An 18,741-nucleotide genomic window follows, 5' to 3' on the forward strand; every position below is an offset into this window, starting at 1 on the left:
TATCGATTTGATCGGACAAAGCAGGACATATGGCCCTCCGTGGGCCTTGTCCCAAGCGTGACGCCGCTCACGTCACGCGCCAGGGCGAATCATCGCCCGCCCCGGGGGGCGCCACGGCCCCCGTGTGTGCCGCCGTACGATGAAACTGCGACATCCGCGCGGTGCGCGGACCAACCGCCGCAGCGCCGAGGAGGTCCTCCCCCGTGACCAAGCAGGTCAAGCAACTCGACCGGGTTGTGATCCGGTTCGCCGGCGATTCCGGTGACGGAATGCAGCTGACGGGCGACCGTTTCACGTCCGAAACGGCGACGTTCGGAAACGATCTGTCGACCCTGCCCAACTTCCCTGCCGAGATTCGGGCACCCGCAGGAACGCTCCCGGGTGTGTCGAGTTTCCAACTCCACTTCGCCGACCACGACATCCTGACGCCGGGCGACGCCCCGACCGTGCTGGTCGCGATGAACCCGGCCGCGCTCCAGGCCAACATCCGCGACCTGCCGCGCGGGGCCGAGATCATCGTCAACACCGACGAGTTCTCCAAGCGCGCGATGGCCAAGGTCGGCTACGCGCAGAGCCCGATCGAGGACGGTTCGCTCGAGGCCTACAACGTGCACGCGATCCCGCTGACCACGCTGACGGTCGGCGCGCTGGCCGAGTTCGAGATCTCGAAGAAGGACGCCGAGCGCGCGAAGAACATGTTCGCGCTCGGTCTGCTGTCGTGGCTGTACCACCGGCCGACCGAGGCGACCATCGCGTTCCTGCGCAAGAAGTTCGCCAAGCTGCCGGTGATCGCCGAGGCCAACGTCGCGGCGTTCAAGGCGGGTTGGAACTTCGGCGAGACCACCGACGACTTCGCGATCTCGTACGAGGTGGCACCGGCCAAGCTGCCCGCCGGCACGTACCGCAACATCACCGGCAACCTCGCGCTGTCCTACGGCCTGGTGGCCGCGGGCCAACTGTCCGAGCTGCCGGTGTACCTGGGCTCGTACCCGATCACCCCGGCCTCCGACATCCTGCACGAGCTCGCCAAGCACAAGAACTTCGGCGTGCGCACGTTCCAGGCCGAGGACGAGATCGCGGGCATCGGAGCGGCGCTCGGCGCGTCCTTCGGCGGCTCGCTCGGGGTGACCACGACGTCCGGTCCGGGTGTCGCGCTCAAGTCCGAGACGATCGGTCTCGCGGTCTCCCTGGAGCTGCCGCTGCTGATCATCGACGTGCAGCGCGGCGGCCCCTCGACCGGTCTGCCGACCAAGACCGAGCAGTCCGACCTGCTCCAGGCGATGTTCGGGCGCAACGGCGAGGCGCCGGTGCCGATCGTGGCCCCCCAGACCCCGTCCGACTGCTTCGCGGCCACCATCGAGGCCGCGCGGATCGCGCTGAAGTACCGCACCCCGGTCTTCGTCCTCTCCGACGGCTACCTCGCCAACGGCTCCGAGCCGTGGCGGCTCCCGGAGATGTCCGAACTGCCGGACCTGCGGGTCGAGTTCGCGACCGAGCCGAACCAGGAGATGCCGGACGGCAGCAAGGAGTTCTGGCCGTACAAGCGCGACCCCGAGACGCTGGCCCGCCCGTGGGCGGTCCCCGGCACGCCGGGCCTCGAACACCGCATCGGCGGCATCGAGAAGGCCGACGGCATCGGGTCGATCTCGTACGACCCCGCGAACCACGACTTCATGGTCCGCACCCGCCAGGCCAAGATCGACGGCATCGCGAAGGACATCGACCCGTTGTGGGTGGATGACGCCACCGGTGACGCGAAGGTGCTCGTGATCGGCTGGGGTTCGACCTACGGCCCGATCGCGGCGGGGGTCCGCCGCGTGCGCGCGGCGGGTGGCAAGGTCGCGCAGGCCCACCTGCGCCACCTCAACCCGTTCCCGGCCAACACGGCCGAGGTGCTCAAGGCGTACGACAAGGTGATCGTCCCGGAGATGAACCTGGGACAGCTCGCCCTGCTGCTGCGCGGCAAGTTCCTTGTCGACGCCATGCCGTACAACCAAGTGCGCGGCCTGCCGTTCAAGTCCGAGGAACTGGCGCACGTCATCCAGGAAGTGATCGAGAGTGTCTGAGTCCGCGAACGGCGCCGGCGGCTTCCCTTCGCTGTCGCTCGTCCCGAAGGCCGATGCCAAGCAGTCCATGAAGGACTTCAAGTCGGACCAGGAGGTGCGCTGGTGCCCGGGTTGCGGTGACTACGCGATCCTGGCGGCGGTGCAGGGCTTCCTGCCCGAGCTCGGTCTCCGCAAGGAGAACGTCGTGTGGATCTCGGGCATCGGCTGCTCCAGCCGGTTCCCGTACTACCTCAATACGTACGGCATGCACTCGATCCACGGGCGCGCGCCGACCATCGCCACCGGTCTGGCCACCTCGCGCGAGGACCTCTCGGTGTGGGTCGTCACCGGTGACGGCGACGCGCTCTCGATCGGCGGCAACCACCTGATCCACGCGCTGCGGCGCAACGTCAACCTCAAGATCCTGCTGTTCAACAACCGGATCTACGGTCTGACGAAGGGTCAGTACTCGCCGACCTCCGAGGCCGGCAAGATCACCAAGTCCACCCCGATGGGTTCGCTCGACCACCCGTTCAACCCGCTGTCGGTCGCCATCGGCGCCGAGGCGTCGTTCGTGGCCCGGTCGATCGACTCCGACCGCAAGCACCTCACGTCGGTGCTGCGCGCGGCGGCGGAGCACGAGGGCACGGCTCTGGTGGAGATCTACCAGAACTGCAACATCTTCAACGACGGTGCGTTCGAGCAGCTCAAGGACCCCGAGCAGCGCGACAACGTGACGATCCGGCTGGAGCACGGGCAGCCGATCCGATTCGGCGCGGAGGGTCAGTTCGGCGTCGTTCGCGGCCATGAGGGCTCGCTGGAGGTGGCCGAGGTCGCCAAGGTCGGCGAGGACGCGCTGATGGTCCACGACGCGCACGCGGACAACCCGGAGCTGGCGTTCGCGCTCACCCGACTGGGCGACCTCACGAGCAACACGCACACCCCGATCGGCGTCTTCCGCGACATCAAGCGACCGGTCTACGACCGCCTGATGTCGGCTCAGCTGGCGGAGGCCACGACCAAGCAGGGCCCGGGCGACCTCGCGTCGCTCATCCAGGGGAACGACACCTGGACGATCAAGTAGCACGGTCACGGCCTGCGGCCGTGTGTGTCCTCAAACGCCGGCCGGGCTGATTTCAGCCCGGCCGGCGTTTGAGGCCGCTCAGCCGACCCGTCGCAACAACGACAGCCGACTCGCCGTGCGAACGATGTCGGTGGGCAGGTCGTCCCCGGCGAGCAGCTCCTCCAGCGGGCGATCACTGCTCAGGAAGAGCCGGACATCGGCATCGCAGCACACGTCGATCAGATTGACGAAGCGCTGCCGGGCCTCGCCCGTCGCCGACTTCAACGGCGGGATTCGGTCGATCACCCACGTGGCGTACGTCTCGGCAAGCACGAGGTAGTCCAGCGCCGACGTCCGCCCCTCACACAGCACGTCGAACCCGCACCAAAGCACGTCCGCTCGCGCGGCCGCGACCCGCAGGTCGCGGTTGTTCACGCGCAGCGTCACCGCCTCGGCGGGCGCGGGCGGTTCGAGCCCCTCGCCGCGCAACTGCTCGGGATCGCCCGGCCACAGGATCGCGCCGCGAGTGAACGCGGTGTCCGCAGCCGCGGCCCCGGGCAGTGTCCGGTAGTCGCGAGGACCGGCCACCGTGGCCACGTCCATCCGCTGTTCGATCTCGCGGATGGTCGGCTCGAACAGGTGGTGATAGAGCGGGTTGGGGAGCAGGCCGGCCGGCGGGTAGTTGGACGTGGTGACCAGAACCACGCCCCGCGCGTGCAGTTCGCGCAGCAGCCGGGTGACCAGCATCGCGTCACCCGGATCGTGCACGTGGAACTCGTCGAAGCACAACAGCTCGACGTCGCCCAGGAGTTCGGACACCGCCGCGTCGATGGCGCTGTGCTCGTGGCCGTGGTCGTCGCGGTGCCGTCGGACCGCCTCGTGCAGACGGCGGAAGAAGGCGTGGAAGTGCACGCGTGTGCGGTGCTCGGCGGGCAGCGCGACGGCCTCGAAGAACGTGTCCAACAGCCAGCTCTTGCCGCGCCCGACCGGTCCCCAGAGGTACAGGCCGCGCGGCGGCGTCCGGCGGAACGGTCCGCGCCGACGGCCGCGACCCAGCGCGGCGCCGAGTTCGGCGAGCCGATCCGCGGCCTGTTCCTGAGCGGGATCGAGCACGAAGCCGTGCTCGAGCGCGGCCCGCCGGAAGTGGCCTCGTACCTGATCGACGGTGATGGTCCGCATGATCGGGATCCTAGGGCGTGGCCTACGCGGTGAGCCGGGCGACCGTGCCGAGGAAGCGCAGGCCCGCCTCGGACACGTCCGCGGCCGAGTTGGCGAGCACGACCACGCCCGCGCGCCGGCCGGGGAACAGGCCGATGAACGACGAGAAGCCGCCGGTCCCGCCATCGTGCAGATAGAACGGGACCTCCTTGCCGGCGCCGACCCAGCCCGGCTGCATCCAGGTGCCATCGGGCGTCGGTCGGCGCGACGCGTCGCCCGCGCGCAGGGCTTCGGCGCCGATCCCGGTGCCGAGGTGGGCCCGCAGGAACACGATCATGTCGGCCGCGGTGGAGCGCAGGGCACCGGCGCCGGCGAGCGCGTCGAACGTCCACGGGGCCGCGGGTTTGCCGGACTTGGTGTGGCCCCGCGCGAGCCGGGCGGCACGGGTCGGGTCGACGGTGACGACGGTGTCCGTCATCCCGAGCGGTTCGGTGATCTCGCGGGCGATCAGGGTCGCGTAGTCGGTGCCGGCCTGCCGGGCCAGGGCCAGGCCGAGCAGGCCGACTCCGAGGTTGGAGTAGGTCACCGTCGTGCCCGGCACCGAGCGCAGCCGGGTCCGGGCGAGGCCGGCCAGGACCTTGTCGGCGGTGAAGCGCGCGTACGGGTCGCGCTTGTCGAACAGCACGCGCGGCATCGCGCCCTTGGGCAGGCGCGGCAATCCGGATGTGTGCGTCGCGAGGTCGACCAGGGTGATCGCGCGGCCGTCCCGCTCGGGTACGCGTCGGCCCGCCGGCAGCAGCTCGGCGAGCCGTTGATCGTACGCGACCTCGCCGGCCCGGGTTCGGTTGAACAGGGCCAGGGACGTGAACGTCTTGGTCACGGACCCGATCTCGAACAGCGTGTGGGCGTCGGGGGCGTCGTCACCGACCCCGGCGATCGCGGTGTCGTCGCCGGCTATCGCGCCGACCACGACGCCCGGCTGCCCCGCGGCGACGAAGTCGTCGGCGGCCTCGCGGACATGCTTCTCCAATTCCACCGGCTCTCCTCGCTTCTTCGGTCCATGCGTTTCGTTCGTCGGGTTCGATGTGTGCACGTGCCGGCCCGCTCAGGAGCGCGAGGCGAACAGCACCGCCAGCAGCGGGACGACCCGCACCGCGGGCACCTCGTAGCGCCCTCGGCCGACCGTGCGGAGCCAACCGGCGGCGACGAGTTGACGCAGGTGGTGGTACACCTGCCCACTGGTGCCCATGCCGTCGAGGGCGCCGAGTTCGGCGGCCGTGCAGGTCCCGTGCAGGACCTCGCGCAGGAGCGACAGCCGCACGGGATGGCCGAGCGCGACGAGGCTCTCGGCGAACGACGCCCAGTCGTCGGCGAGCAACGCGTCCGCGTCCGTCTCGAGTTGCCACTCGATCGGATGCCCCGACGGCAGTTCGAGCACGCCGGCGTACAGCAGCGTGCCCGCGCCGGACTGCTCCTTGAGCTTCTCCAGGACCCAGAACGGCTCGTCGTCCGGCCCGGTATCGGATCGGGCGGCCGGCTCGGCGACCGCCCGCGCGCCGGCCGCGGCCTCCAGGGTCGCGACGCGCTCGGTCAGCGCGTCCAGGCGCGCGACGAGGGCCGCGTGCTCATCGTTCTGCTCGGATCGGTTCGGCACATCGCCAGGCTTACGAATTTACGTAATTACGTCAATCAGTCAGGACGGTGAGTCGTCGGTCTCGACCGGCGTGGCGTGATACTCGACCTCGACGTAGAACTGCCCATTGGGCTTCTTGAGCCGCCGCACGGTCCGATGCCCGGTCGCCCCGAGCTCCCGCAACGCCTTCTGGATCCGATAGGGCCCCTCGGGCATCACATCGGTCAGATCCTTGCCGGTGAACTTGATCCCCTCCGGCACCGCCAACATGCACGCGAGCACCCGCCGCGCGAGCGGGCTGAGACCACTGTCCGAACCGTCCGGCACGACGTCACGTCCTCACTGTCAGTCGACGACCGCGGTCGGTTTCCACACAATGTGTGTACACAGCTTCGACGGACATCACACCCGTTCCTCCCCTCCCCGAGGCAACACGTTCAGCCTAGATTCGCGGCCGATCGCTCGGGAACCGCGCGGACCCGGTTCACCCGATCGTGCGGAGGGGGCACGCTCTTCAGTCGACCAGGTCCGCAGTGTCGATCGTCAACGAAAATGGCGCGGGCAGGACCAACTTCTTGCCGAAGGCCACCTCGTTGCGCCCCGCGTAGGCATCCCGCTCCGGATCCGAGAACAGGATGACCTTGCCGTTCTGACGATCGACAAGGAGGTAGAAGGGGATGCCGGAGAGCGCATAGGACCGGTACTTCTTCATCCGATCACGGGTGGGATCGGATGAAGTGACCTCGACCACGAGCAGCACATCGTCCGGTGTCATCCACGACGGGGCGTGCCGCAGCCCTCCGCGCGATACATACGTCGTGTCCGGAACGACGAAATCGCCGTTTGGGAGGGCCAAGCCCTTGTTTCCCGACGCACTCAACGCGATCGCCGAACCGAGCATCTGCAGCCGCAGCTGGTCGATGATCGTCTCGTGATCCCCGTCCGGCGGTGGTGCCACGTTGATATTCCCGTCGATGAACTCCACGCGATCGTTCTCGAGCCGCTCGGACAGCGCGAAGAACTCGGCCAACAGCGGCGTGTTCGGTTCCTCATCGGTTTCCACACGATTGGGATACACCGATCCGATGGTCATCACACCCAGCCCTCCCCTCCCCGAGGCAACACGTTCAGCCTAGATTCGCGGCCGATCGCTCGGGAGCCGCGCGGACCCGGTTCACCCGATCGTGCGGAGGGGGCTTCTCATAGGCTCTGGGTCGTGCGAATAGACCTGCAGCAGATTGTCGTGGACAGCCGTGATCCGCATTCCCTGGTGCGGTTCTGGGCCGGGTTGCTCGGGGGTGAACCCGTCGATCGTGAGCGTGGGTGGTCGCATGTCGAGCCGGCGGGGTCGGTGCGGATGTCGTTCCAGCCCGTACCGGAGGACAAGGCCGGCAAGAATCGGCTGCACCTCGACCTCGTGGTCGAGGACATCGACGCCGCGATCGAGCTGGCGGTGTCGCTCGGAGCGACGGCGCGGGGCGAGACGGTCACCGACGAGCAGGGCTCGTTCCGGGTCATGCTCGATCCCGAGGGCAACGAGTTCTGCTTCGTCGACTGACGACCGACGACCGACGACCGACGACCGACGACCGACGACGAAAACGACCGAGCCCCACGCTCGCCGCGCATGAGCGCGAAGTCGTGGGGCCGGTCGAGAGGTCTTGCGCTGTGGACGGGCCGACTCGATGTGGCGCGTCGCCGGGACACGTTCGCCGACGCGCGCGAGCCGACCCGTCGGGTCGGTGCGGGTCAGGCCGCGGTCACGACCGCTTCGCGCGCCAGCACCCGCTGGGAGGCCTTCGGGCCCTTGGCCTTGGCGAAGATCACCAGGCGCATGAAGGCGAACCGGCCGATGCCGGCGAGGCCGGAGGCCGAGAGGTACACCGACTGCTCGACCAGGACGCCGGCGTGCGGGTTGATCGCGCGGAGCGTGAGCATCGCCGCCGTGGTGAAGAGGTAGCAGACCAGGACGGTGAGCGCCGCCTTCGCGTGGTCGCTCTTGTCGGGCTTGTCGCCGCCGAAGGTGAACCGGCTGTGCAGCTCGGTCGCGATCAGCGTCGAGACGATGGTCACCAGCGCGTTGGCCGCCACGAACGGGACGCTGCCCGCGAGCAGGACCAGCGTCGCGCTGCTCGCGAGGCCGACGCCGCCGCCGATGACGACGAAGCGGGTGAAGGAGGCGATCACTCCCGGGGCCTTGGGCGAGGTGTTGCTCGTGGTGTCCATGTGCAAGAGCATCCGCCCGGGCGCCGGCAGCCCCCGCACAGACCGCTGACCGCCCGCACGGGCCGCTGTCAGCGCGCACGCCGACCTGCCGGCAGCCCGCACCGTGCTGTCAGCGCACGTCCCTGACCTGGGCATTCGGATCGATGTTCCAGTACATCGGAAGCTCCCCCGCACAGAACACACACACACGAAGTCGGCCTCCTTGACCACGTTGTGCTCGCCACAATCCGGGCAGCGGCGGAAGACGAACGCGTGGGTGAAGCCGCCCGCATGCGCGAGTTCGGCCCGCTCGACGGCGGCGGCGACCACCGGCCAGGTGTCCGGGTCCGGGCAATAACCCGTCGATTGGTTGCTGATCTCGGTCACGAGCCACCTGCCCGCCTCGCGCGCGAACGCGATCTCGCCCGCGCCGAGCACCCGCGCGCCACCGGCACAGGCCACATGCTCGCTCCGCCTCGGCGCGAGCCGCAGCACCCCGTCGGGCCCGACGACGTACGTGAACGGCTCGGCCAGGTCGTCCCGTTCCTGCTCGCGCACCCAGGCCGCGAAGTCGGCGGCCGAGCGGATCGGCCGACCCTCGGCGTCGGCCCGCACCGCGCCGGCCCGGATCTCGGCCGGCCCCACGTACCCGTAGCTCCGCGTGGACTCGTGCACACCGTCACCCTCTCACCCCGGCCGCCCTACCCTCGTGCCGCGCCCGGCAACGTTTGCCCCGTCGCGGCGCCCGGCACGGCCCCTCGACGCACCGCCGAAACGTCCAAGTACTCCAGTACGAGAACGTTCCGGCGGCACGCCGAGGAACCGCACCGAACACCACGACGGGGCAAACGTTGCCGGGCGCGGCACTCGTGACACTTCGGCGGGCGCCGCAACGATGGGCGCCTAGCCTGCCCTCTGATGTGCCGGCGGCGATCCGCGCCGGGTGGCGGACCGGGAGGTGTACCGATGACGGACCAGGTCGAACGAACGACGACGACGGCGGCGCGGGCGGTGGCCGAGCGATATCGCGAGGTCAACGGGGATCACCCGATGTCGGCGGCCGACGACGCGTACGTGACCCGGGAGTTCGTGACCCTGCCCGTGCTGTGCGCGACGCTGGGCCTGGACCCGGACCAGGTACGCGGCGACATGCTGGAGGGGCTCCTGCCGCTGCCCTCCTACCTGCGCTCCGACGGTGCCGAGATGGTGCCCGCCGACCTGTTCGCCCTGGCCGAGGCGGCCGGCGGGACGGCACGGCTGCGGTCGTGGTTCGTCGGGCACTGGGCCGATCCGGCCGAGGCCGAGGCGGAGTGGGACGGGTACCTGAGCGGGCAGTACGTCTGCCTGCGCGCGGTGAGCCCGGCCACGATCCGCCGCAAGGGCGAGCTGATGACGGCGATCGACGCGGCCCTGGCCGCCCCCGCCCCGGACGCCGCGCCGTGGCTCGCGCGCCTGCACTGGCTCGTCGACGGACTGGACGCGCTGGAGCCGGACTTCACCGCCTCCGCTTCGCCGGCCCGGTCTCCCGGGACACCCACATCACCGCGATCCGCACCCGCTTCCCCCACACGGGATGATGTCCGGCCCCGCTGAGGCCGCCGGGTCCACCGCCCGCAACGCGTCGACCAGGCCGTGTCCGTGGAACGAGTCGACATCGCCCGCCGCGGTGCACGGCGCCGCGCACGGCAGCCGGGTCGCCGTCGCGTACAGCCGGGCCGCGATCGCGTCGGGACCCCAATCCGGATGCTCGGACGCGATCAGCGCGGCCACGCCGGCCACCGCCGGTGCGGCCATCGACGTGCCCTGCTTCGTCGCCCAGCCGCCGTCGCGCGCCGTCGACAGCACGCCGGCATCGCCCGCCGAGCCGCTTCCGCCCGGCCCCGCCAGGTCCACGACGCCCAGGCCCGTGTTCGAGTAGCTCGCCCGCGTGCCGTCCGCGCCGACCGCCGCGACCGTGACCACACCCGGGAGTTCGGCCGGCAGCAACCGGCACGCGTCGGTCACGGGACGCGGCGTCGCGGGCGTGGCGGCCGCGTCGTTGGGGCTGTACGGGTCCACCGTCTTGTGCGCGAGGTCGTAGTTCTCGTTGCCCGCGGCGGCGATCGACAGGACGCCCCTGCCGGCCGCGTACGCCGCGGCGCGACGCACCGCCTCGTGGATCACCGCCTGGTCCTCGTCCTCCGGACACAGCAGCCACCACGGGTCGTTGTAGTAGCTGTGGTTGGCGATCCGCAGCCCCTGCGCCGCGTGCTCGGCCAACCACACGAACCCGCACACGCTCGCCTCGCCGTGGAACATCGCGTCCGCGTCGCCGATCCGCACCGCCGCGATCCGCACCTTCGGCGCCACCCCCACCACGCCCGTGCCGTTGCGAGCCGCCGCGATCGTGCCGGCCACGTGCGTACCGTGGTCCGAACGCGGCGCGCGCCACGCGGCGTTCCCCTGTACCGGCCGGCCCGTCGAGCAGTCCACCGACAGCGCGGCGTCGAAGTTCGGGGCGAGATCGGGATGCCGGTCGTCCACGCCGGAGTCGGCCACCGCGACCACCACGTCGCGACTGCCCTCGGTGATCCGCTGCGCCTCGTAGGCGCGCACCAGCGCCAGGTTCCACTGGGCGGCCTCCCCGGGATCCGCCGGCGCGGTCCGCTCGGCCGGCTCCGGGGTCCGCACCGGCACCGTCCGGGTCGCCCCGACCCGAGCCACCCCCGGTTGTCCCCGCACCGCCGCCGCGAGCCCCGCGTCACCGCGCGCCACGACCACCCCGACCTGCCCGTACGACTGCACCACCGCGCCCCCGGCCCGCTGCACCGCCGACGCGGCGAGCGCGGCCCCCGCCACCCCGGCGGACTCCGTCAACACGAGATACGAGTACGTCCCGGCCACCGCCCCGGAAGTCCCCGCCGTTCCCGCCGCCCCCGCCGCCCCGGCCGGCACCGCGCCGACGAACGCGGAGACGGCCGCCGACACGATCGCGATCACTGCACGGATCCTCATACCGCCGTACGTGCACCCCGGGCACCGCGGCCAATCCGACATTCACCCGTACGGGCAGTCCCGGCCGCTCACGTCGTGATGTCGCGCTCGGTCATCCGGGCCCAGGCGGCCGCGCCGAAGATGGCCGTGTAGGCGGCCTGGACACCGAGATTGCGCATGATGTCGTCGGTGGGGACGGGACTGCGGAGCAGGTCGCCGAAGCTCATCCAGCCGTCGGTGAACAGCCACGGATGGATCCCCGACAACTGCGGGATGGAGGTCAGGATCGCGGTCACGATGACCACGCCCACGGTCGTCGCCATCGCCGCCACCGGAATCGTGGTCAGCGTCGACACGAACAGCCCGATCGCCGCGAGGCCCACCAGCGAGGCCGCGACGCATAGCGCGATCAGCAGCGCCCGCCACGACGCCTCGGCCATCGAGATCGTGTCGCCGGTCAGCAACGGCACATCGCCCATCGGGAACAGCGCCGCGCCCACCACCAGCGCCGACAGCGCCACGGTGAGCGTCGCGACCACGCAGAAGGTCAGGATCGCGGCGAACTTCACCATGAGCAGCCGGGTCCGGCCGGCCGGCGCGACCAGCAGGTAGCGCAGCGTCCCGCTGTGCGCCTCGCCCGCGATCGAGTCGCCCGCGACCACGCCGACCGTCATCGGCAGGAAGAACGGCAGCGCGGCGGCCAGCGACGCGAACACCAGGAACAGCCCGTTGCCGGTGACCTGGTTGACGAACTCCAGGCCGCCGCCCCCGTCGCCGCCGCCGGTGGAGCTGCCGTCGTGGAAGTAGCGCAGCGCGATCCCGAGCAGCACCGGCACCAGGGCCAGGAAGCCGAGCATGGCGGCCGTCCGCGGGCGCAGGAAGACCAGCCGCAGCTCGCTGCGCATCAGCCCGCGCAGGCGCGGCAGGCGCTCCGAGCCGAACGCCCCGGTGTCGGATGTGGCGTGTTCGAAGGCGGGCGAGAGCACGCCGGTCTTGGGCAGTGCGTCAATCGGTGACATCGAAGCCCTCACCGGTCAGGGCGACGAACGCGTCCTCCAGGGACGGTCGCGCGAGGGTGAATGAACGGATGCGGACGTCGGCGCGGACCAAGGCCGCGCAGATCTCGTCCGGTTCCAGCGGCGCCGGGTCGGCCTCGACCCCGTCGTGGGTGATCGTCACGTCGGTCGCGCCGAGCCGGGTCAACAACGCGGCGGCCTCGGTCGCGTCGGGCGTCGTGACGACCAGGCGCGGGCGGGTGCCGGCGCGCAGCGACTCGACGGTGCCCTGCGTGACGAGCCTGCCGTGGCTCATCACGGCGACGTCGGTGCAGACCTGCTCGATCTCGTCCAGCAGGTGCGAGGACAAGAAGACCGTCGTCCCGTCGGCGGCCAGCGCGCGGATCAGCGCGCGGATCTCGCGCATCCCCTGCGGGTCCAGGCCGTTGGTCGGCTCGTCCAGAACCAGCAGGTCGCGCGGCCGAAGCAGCGCGGACGCGATGCCCAGGCGCTGCTTCATGCCCAGCGAGTACGCCCCGGCCTTGCGGCCGGAGACCGCGGTCAGGCCGACCTTGCCGAGCGCCTCGTCCACCCGGGCCTTGCGGGTGCGCGGGTCGGACGTCGGGTCGGCGGCGTCCAGCCGGTCCAGGTTCTGGCGACCCGTCAGGAAGCCGTAGTGGGCCGGGCCTTCGATCAGCGCGCCGACCCTGGGCAGGACCTGCCCGACGGCCCCGGGCATGGGGCCGTCGAGCAGGGTGACCGATCCGCCGGTCGGCCGGATCAGGCCGAGCAGCATCCGGATGGTCGTGGTCTTGCCGGAACCGTTGGGCCCGAGGAACCCGAAGACGGAGCCGGCCGGAACGGTCAGGTCGAGTCCGTCCACGGCGAGCCGGTCCCGGCCGTAGCGCTTGGACAGCCCCTCGGTACGGATCGCGTCGGTGCCGACCACCGTGGACGCGCTCATCGCTGAGCCGCGATCCGCTGCTCGGCGACGCGCTGGAGAGTGTCCCCGTCGACCGCGCCGACGAAGACCCGGCCCGAGTCGGTGGAGAGGACGGTCAGCAGGCGGGTGTTGATCAGCGTCCCGCCCGGAACGGGCTTGCCGAGCTTGCCCAGCAGGCCGGTGGCGTCCTGGGCCTCGCCGCCGGCGGGCAGCTCGACGACGGTCGCCCACCCCTCGCCCAGCAGCGCCGGGGCCTTGTCGGCCGGCGACGTCGGCGCGGTCGGCACGGCCGGCGTGTGCGGGGCCGTGACCGCCGCGGCGGCCTCGTTCAGCGGGACCTCCTCGACCTTGGCCCCGGCCGGCGGCTTGAAGTCGAACGTCCCCGCGGCGGGCTTGTCGTACGAGACCTCCTCGAAGCCGATGTCGATCGCGGGCTTGCCGCCCTTGACGGTGTCCACCGTGACGCGCAGCGGTACGCCGGTCTTGGCGTCCACACTGACCGTCGCGCCGGAGACCAGGCTGCCCTGGGCCTTCGGCGCGAAGCGGAGCTTGTACACGTCCCGCCCGGCGACCTTGCCGGTGCCGTCGACCCGGACGTCGGTGGTCGGGCCGACCAGGTCGAGCAGTTGGCGGGCCGCGTCCTGCGGCGTGGTCGGGACGAGCGACGCCACGTCGGGGCGCGCCGCGTCGACGGTGGTGTGCGTGACGGAGTGGCCGCGGCTGTCGTAGGTCCAGACGTCGCGGCCGTTGTGGATGACGTTGTACTCGGCGAGGTCGGACATGATGCCGACGCGTTGCCGGTCGGCGCCGTCGACGGCTACCTGGAGCTTGTTGGTGCCGGCGAGGAGTGCCTGCGGGCCGCCGCCGGCCGCGCCCGGAACGGTGGGCACACCGAGGTCGGTATCGATCCGGACGGTGCCGGACATCGCCTCGGCGTGTGCGGCGGTCACCTTGGCGACGAGCTGTTCGACCGTCAGGTCCGGCAGCGCGGGATGCGAGTCGTCGGCGAACGCGGCCGGTCCGAACGTCACGGCGCCGACGGTTGCGGCAGCGATCGCGGCCGGCACGGCGAAGCGCCAGGGCACGGATCGACGGGTGGTGCGGGTCATGGCAGTTGCCCCCTGATGCGAGTGGTTCAGTGCGACACCACAAGGGGACCATCGGGGCCGGGTTCGGGGCGTCCGCCGTACGTCACGAGGAAACGTCCCCCTCAAGGGGCGCGACGCACTCCGGTACGGGACCTGAAGCTGACCCGGCCCTACATCCCTCCGACGCAGTCCCGCAGTTCCCTACTCCCAGGGAAGCAGCCGCAAGCCAGAGCAGTAACCCGCAGCCCGCGCCCCTGACGCAACGGGTGGGTGGGCGGGAACCCCTCCCAGCCGACCGAGAACAAACCGCAGCCAAGGGCACCCGACCAATGGAACCCCCGGCCGCACGGCGCTATGCGCTGCGTTCCACGACCAGTTCGCACAGCGAGGACAACGCCTGCTTGGCGCTGCAATCCGGCAGCGGAGCCAACACCTCGCGCGCCTCCTCGGCGTAACGCCGGGTGTCCTCACGGGCCTTCGCCAAGGCCGGGTGCGCGCGCAGCAGACCAAGCGCCTCGGCGTGCTCGTCGTCGTCCGTGATCGGACCGTCGAGCAGGTTCAACAGGTGCCGGTCGGCGGCCGGGGACGAGCCGGCCACGCCGGCCCGCAGGTGCAGCACCGGCAGGGTCGGCACGCCCTCGCGCAGATCGGTGCCCGGGGTCTTGCCGGACGCCGTCGAGTCGCTCGCGATGTCCAGCACGTCGTCGGCCAGCTGGAACGCGACGCCGAACCGCTCGCCGTAGCGGGTCAGGATGTCGACCACGTGCTCGTCCGCGCCGGCGAACATCGCGCCGAACTGCCCCGAGGTGGCGATCAGCGAACCGGTCTTGTCCGCGAGCACCGACAGGTAGTGCTCGACCGGGTCGTCGCCCGTGCCCGGTCCGACCGTCTCGCGGATCTGGCCGGTCACCAGCCGGGCGAACGCCCGCGCCTGGATCCGCACCGCGTCGTCGCCCAGGTCGGCGACGATCTCCGACGCACGGGCGAACAGGAAGTCGCCGGTCAGGATCGCGACCGAGTTGTCCCACCGGGTGTTCGCGCTGGGCGCGCCGCGCCGCAGCGCGGCCTCGTCCATCACGTCGTCGTGGTACAGCGTCGCGAGGTGCGTCAGTTCGCACACCACCGCCGCCGGGACCACACCCGGGGACTGCCAGTCACCGAATTGGGCGGCGAGCAGGACCAGCAGAGGCCGGAACCGCTTGCCGCCCGCCTCGACGAGGTGTCGCGAGGTCTGCGTCAGGTAGGGGAACTCGCTCTTGGTGGCCGCCAGGAGCTCCTGCTCCACGGCGGCCATCCCCGCTCTGATGTCGGCGTCGAGAGTCTCGTCCGTGACGCTCAGCCCGAAAGGCCCCACGATCGCCATGACGGTGCTCTCCTGTCGATCACGCAGAGTCTCTGCGTCGTGCTTAATGGACGAACAAGGCTGCCTTGTCCGCGAGGTCCAGAAGCGGCTGCGGGAGGATGCCAAGGACCACGGTAACGGCTACCCCGAGCGCGATGGCAGCGGTGGTCATAACGCTCGGTACGACGACGGTCGGACCGTCCGCCTTGGGCTCCGAGAAGAACATCAACACGATGACCCGCACGTAGAAGAACGCGGCGATCGCGCTGCACAGCACACCGACCACCACGAGGTTGCCCGCGCCACCTTGGGCCGCTGCCTGGAAGACTGCGAACTTTCCGGTAAAACCGCTGGTCAGCGGGATCCCGGCGAAGGCGAGCAGGAACAGTGCGAACACTCCTGCGACCAGCGGGGAGCGCCTGCCCAGGCCGGCCCAGTGGGACAGATGGGTCGCTTCGCCGCGAGCGTCGCGCACCAGTGTGACTACCGCGAATGCACCCAGAGTGACGAACCCATAGGCCACAAGGTAGAACATCGTGGACGACACGCCCGCGTCGTTCATCGCGATCATTCCGGTGAGGATGAAACCCGCGTGGGCGATCGACGAGTAGGCCAACAGGCGCTTCACGTCGGTTTGGGTGATCGCGATGATCGCGCCGGCGACCATGGTCAGGATCGCGACGCCGATCATCACCGGCCGCCAGTCCCACCGCATGCCCGGCAGCGCGACGTAGAAGAACCGCATCATCGCGCCGAACGCGGCGACCTTGGTCGCGGCGGCCATGAACCCGGTGATCGGGGTCGGCGCGCCCTGGTACACGTCGGGCGTCCACGAGTGGAACGGCACCGCGCCGACCTTGAACAGCAGGCCGACCGCGACCATCGCGAGCCCGATCAGCAGCAGCGCGTCGTTGTTCATCGCGCCGGCCGAGGCGACCCCGATCTTGTCCAGCGAGATGCTGCCCGAGTAGCCGTAGAGCATGGCCACGCCGAACAGGAAGAACGCCGACGAGAACGCGCCGAGCAGGAAGTACTTGAGCGCGGCCTCCTGCGAGATGAGCCGGTTGCGCCGGGCGAGCCCGCACAGCAGGTAGAGCGGGAGCGACAGCACCTCCAACGCGACGAACATCATCAGCAGGTCGTTCGCGGCCGGGAACAGCAACATGCCGGCGAGCGAGAACATCGTCAGCGGGAAGACCTCGGTCTGCGTCCACCCGGCCGCCGCGGCGTCCTTCTCCTGCTGACTGCCCGGCGCCGCCGCGGCCTGCGGCGCGAACGCGTCGCCCCCGGCCGGCTCCAGCTTGCGCTCGCCGATCAGCAGCACCGACGCGATGCCGATCAGCAGCAGCGTGCCCTGCAGGAACAGCGACGGACCGTCCACGGCGACCGCGCCCATGGCGGTGATGCTGCCGCGGTGGCCGTCCGGGAGGTCGCGCGCGAGCCACACGACCGCGCCGAACGCGCCGATCATGCCGACCAGGGCCACGGTGAGCTGCGCGCGGTAGCGGGCCGGCCGGGGCAGGAACGCCTCGATCAGCACGCCGACGACGGCGATGCCCGCGACGATCAGGATCGGCGAGAGCTTGCCGTACTCGATGGTGGGCGCGTCCACCTTCGTCACGGCGGCCGTTGCCGTTGCGGCGGTGCCAATGCTCACTTGGAGCCTCCATCAGTGGTGTGCGCCTCGGTGCCCGCGGCCTGTTCGATGGGCTTGGTGGGCGCCGGGTCCTTCTGCTCCACCCGGCTGAGCGTGTGGTCCACGGCCGGGTTCACCGCGTCCAGGACCGGCTTCGGGTAGACGCCGAGCACGAGCAGGAACGCGATCAGCGGTACGACGACCGCGAGTTCGCGGGGCACCAGGTCACGGAGCTTCTCGTTGCCCGGCCGCAGCGGCCCGGTCATCGTGCGTTGGTACAGCACCAGCACGTACAGGGCGGCGAGCACGATGCCGGTGGTCGCGAAGAGCGCGGCCACCTTGTACTTCGCGAACGCGCCCACCAACACCAGGAATTCGCTCACGAACGGGGCAAGTCCCGGCATCGAGAGGGTCGCGAGTCCGGCCACCAGGAACGTACCCGCGAGAATGGGGGCGACCTTCTGCACGCCGCCGAAGTCGGCGATCGTCTTGCTGCCGCGGCGCGAGATCAGGAAGCCCGCGATCAGCAGCAGGGCCGCGGTGGAGAAGCCGTGGTTGACCATGTACAGCGTCGCGCCGGACTGGCCCTGACTGGTCATCACGAAGATGCCCAGGATGATGAAGCCGAAGTGCGAGATGGACGTGTACGCGATCAGCCGCTTGATGTCGGTCTGACCGACCGCCAGCAGCGCGCCGTAGATGATCCCGACCACCGCGAGCGTGATCACCACCGGCGCGAAGAACTTGGACGCGTTCGGGAAGATCTCCAGGCAGAACCGCAGCATCGCGAACGTGCCGACCTTGTCGACCATCGCGGTCACCAGCACCGCGACGCCCGGCGTGGCCTCGGTCATGGTGTCCGGCAGCCAGGTGTGGAAGGGCCACAGCGGAGCCTTGATCGCGAAGGCGAACATGAAGCCGAGGAACATCGCCTTCTCGGCGGTCGGGTCGATGTCGAGCCGACCCGTGGCCACCGCCTGCGAGATCTGCGCCAGGTCGAACGTGCCGTGCCCGTCGATCCCGATCCCCTGGTCAGCGGTGGCGACGTACAGGCCGACCACCGCGGCCAGCATGACCAGGCCGCCGAGCAGGTTGTACAGCAGGAACTTGACTGCCGCGTACGAGCGTTGCGCGCCGCCGAAGCCGCCGATGAGGAAGTACATCGGGATCAGCATGGCTTCGAAGAAGACGTAGAACATGAAGATGTCGGTGGCCGCGAAGGCCACCACGACCATGGCCTCGACCATCAGCATCAACGCGAAGAACGCGTGCGTGCTGCGCGGTGCGGGCTTGCCGGCGCCGGCCGAGCCGTCGGCGTTGACCGGGGCGTCGTCCGCGTCGTTCCAGGACGCGAGGATCAGCAACGGCATCAGCACGACGGTGAGCAGGATCAGCACCAGCCCGATGCCGTCCAGGCCGAGCGACCAGCGCACCCCGAACGAGGAGATCCAGCTGTAGCTCTCGGTGATCTGGAAGCGACCGCCGTCGTTCTCGAACTTGGTCGCCACCACGATCGCGAGCGCGAGTGTGAGCAGCGCGAACAGCAGCGCCACGTTCTTGGCGAGCTTGCGCTTGCCGGCCGGAACGGCGGCGACGCACAGGCCGCCGACGAACGGCAGCACCGCGAGCGTCGTCAGCCAGGGAAAGTGGCCGTTCATCG

The 18,741-nt window shown here is 70.4% G+C and carries 17 protein-coding genes; 4 read left to right on the forward strand and 13 right to left on the reverse strand.

The genetic code is table 11. The annotated features are described in order from the left end of the window. The first annotated feature begins 203 nt into the window (after nucleotides 1–203). Both OG928_RS14030 and OG928_RS14035 read left to right on the forward strand, forming a co-directional pair. The gene (locus OG928_RS14030) at nucleotides 204–2,066 is read left to right on the forward strand and encodes a 2-oxoacid:acceptor oxidoreductase subunit alpha (protein WP_406283567.1); all 1,863 of its coding nucleotides are present in this window, start codon (nucleotides 204–206) and stop codon (nucleotides 2,064–2,066) included. 67 nt (nucleotides 2,067–2,133) lie between these two features. Beyond that, on the forward strand, nucleotides 2,134–3,129 hold the full coding sequence (locus OG928_RS14035) for a 2-oxoacid:ferredoxin oxidoreductase subunit beta (protein WP_406290965.1): 996 nt from the start codon (nucleotides 2,134–2,136) through the stop codon (nucleotides 3,127–3,129). A gap of 78 nt (nucleotides 3,130–3,207) precedes the next feature. On the opposite strand, the gene zapE is transcribed toward OG928_RS14035, so the two are convergent. The 5 genes from zapE to OG928_RS14060 form a co-directional block, all read right to left on the reverse strand. After that, on the reverse strand, nucleotides 3,208–4,287 hold the full coding sequence (zapE, locus tag OG928_RS14040) for a cell division protein ZapE (protein ID WP_406283569.1): 1,080 nt from the start codon (nucleotides 4,285–4,287) through the stop codon (nucleotides 3,208–3,210). A gap of 22 nt (nucleotides 4,288–4,309) precedes the next feature. Then, nucleotides 4,310–5,302, reverse strand: a complete 993-nt coding sequence (locus tag OG928_RS14045; protein WP_406283570.1) for a serine hydrolase domain-containing protein — start codon at nucleotides 5,300–5,302, stop codon at nucleotides 4,310–4,312. Between the two features lie 69 nt (nucleotides 5,303–5,371). Beyond that, the gene (locus OG928_RS14050) at nucleotides 5,372–5,920 is read right to left on the reverse strand and encodes an ArsR/SmtB family transcription factor (protein ID WP_406283572.1); all 549 of its coding nucleotides are present in this window, start codon (nucleotides 5,918–5,920) and stop codon (nucleotides 5,372–5,374) included. 39 nt (nucleotides 5,921–5,959) lie between these two features. After that, on the reverse strand, nucleotides 5,960–6,226 hold the full coding sequence (locus OG928_RS14055) for a hypothetical protein (protein WP_406283574.1): 267 nt from the start codon (nucleotides 6,224–6,226) through the stop codon (nucleotides 5,960–5,962). A gap of 187 nt (nucleotides 6,227–6,413) precedes the next feature. Next, a complete protein-coding gene (locus tag OG928_RS14060; RefSeq protein WP_406283576.1) occupies nucleotides 6,414–6,992 on the reverse strand; it encodes a Uma2 family endonuclease in 579 nt (192 codons plus the stop codon). Between the two features lie 123 nt (nucleotides 6,993–7,115). Here OG928_RS14060 and OG928_RS14065 point away from each other — a divergent pair, with 123 nt between their 5' ends. Beyond that, nucleotides 7,116–7,457 carry a VOC family protein gene (locus OG928_RS14065; protein WP_406283578.1) on the forward strand — a complete coding sequence of 114 codons (342 nt, stop codon included), beginning with the start codon at nucleotides 7,116–7,118 and terminating at the stop codon, nucleotides 7,455–7,457. A gap of 191 nt (nucleotides 7,458–7,648) precedes the next feature. Here OG928_RS14065 and OG928_RS14070 read toward each other — a convergent pair whose 3' ends face one another. After that, complete coding sequence (locus OG928_RS14070; protein ID WP_406283580.1) at nucleotides 7,649–8,779, reverse strand: GtrA family protein; 1,131 nt, start codon at nucleotides 8,777–8,779, stop codon at nucleotides 7,649–7,651. 291 nt (nucleotides 8,780–9,070) lie between these two features. On the opposite strand from OG928_RS14070, the gene OG928_RS14075 reads away from it, so the two are divergent. Continuing rightward, on the forward strand, nucleotides 9,071–9,697 hold the full coding sequence (locus OG928_RS14075; RefSeq protein ID WP_406283582.1) for a DUF6058 family natural product biosynthesis protein: 627 nt from the start codon (nucleotides 9,071–9,073) through the stop codon (nucleotides 9,695–9,697). On the opposite strand, the gene OG928_RS14080 is transcribed toward OG928_RS14075, so the two are convergent. From OG928_RS14080 to OG928_RS14110, 7 genes are all read right to left on the reverse strand, one after another. Continuing rightward, entirely contained in the window at nucleotides 9,644–11,083 is a 1,440-nt protein-coding gene (locus OG928_RS14080; RefSeq protein ID WP_406283584.1) for a S8 family peptidase, read from the reverse strand. The genes OG928_RS14075 and OG928_RS14080 overlap by 54 nt on opposite strands. Nucleotides 11,084–11,166: 83 nt before the next feature. Continuing rightward, a complete protein-coding gene (locus OG928_RS14085) occupies nucleotides 11,167–12,096 on the reverse strand; it encodes an ABC transporter permease (protein ID WP_406283586.1) in 930 nt (309 codons plus the stop codon). Then, on the reverse strand, nucleotides 12,083–13,036 hold the full coding sequence (locus OG928_RS14090; RefSeq protein WP_406283587.1) for an ATP-binding cassette domain-containing protein: 954 nt from the start codon (nucleotides 13,034–13,036) through the stop codon (nucleotides 12,083–12,085). Before OG928_RS14090 ends, OG928_RS14085 begins: the two co-directional genes overlap by 14 nt. Continuing rightward, nucleotides 13,033–14,124, reverse strand: coding sequence for a LolA family protein (locus tag OG928_RS14095; protein ID WP_406283589.1), 1,092 nt, complete (start codon nucleotides 14,122–14,124; stop codon nucleotides 13,033–13,035). The genes OG928_RS14090 and OG928_RS14095 overlap by 4 nt, the downstream gene beginning before the upstream one ends. 331 nt (nucleotides 14,125–14,455) lie before the next feature. Continuing rightward, nucleotides 14,456–15,466 (reverse strand): polyprenyl synthetase family protein, encoded by a 1,011-nt coding sequence (locus OG928_RS14100; protein WP_406283591.1) that lies wholly within the window; start codon nucleotides 15,464–15,466, stop codon nucleotides 14,456–14,458. 43 nt (nucleotides 15,467–15,509) lie between these two features. Next, nucleotides 15,510–17,096, reverse strand: coding sequence for an NADH-quinone oxidoreductase subunit NuoN (nuoN, locus tag OG928_RS14105; RefSeq protein ID WP_406290967.1), 1,587 nt, complete (start codon nucleotides 17,094–17,096; stop codon nucleotides 15,510–15,512). A gap of 2 nt (nucleotides 17,097–17,098) precedes the next feature. Beyond that, nucleotides 17,099–18,739: an NADH-quinone oxidoreductase subunit M gene (locus OG928_RS14110; RefSeq protein WP_406283592.1), complete on the reverse strand. Its 1,641-nt coding sequence runs from the start codon at nucleotides 18,737–18,739 to the stop codon at nucleotides 17,099–17,101. Between the last annotated feature and the right edge of the window lie 2 nt (nucleotides 18,740–18,741).

This window comes from Embleya sp. NBC_00896 (assembly GCF_045207785.1).
Lineage (GTDB): Bacteria > Actinomycetota > Actinomycetes > Streptomycetales > Streptomycetaceae > Embleya.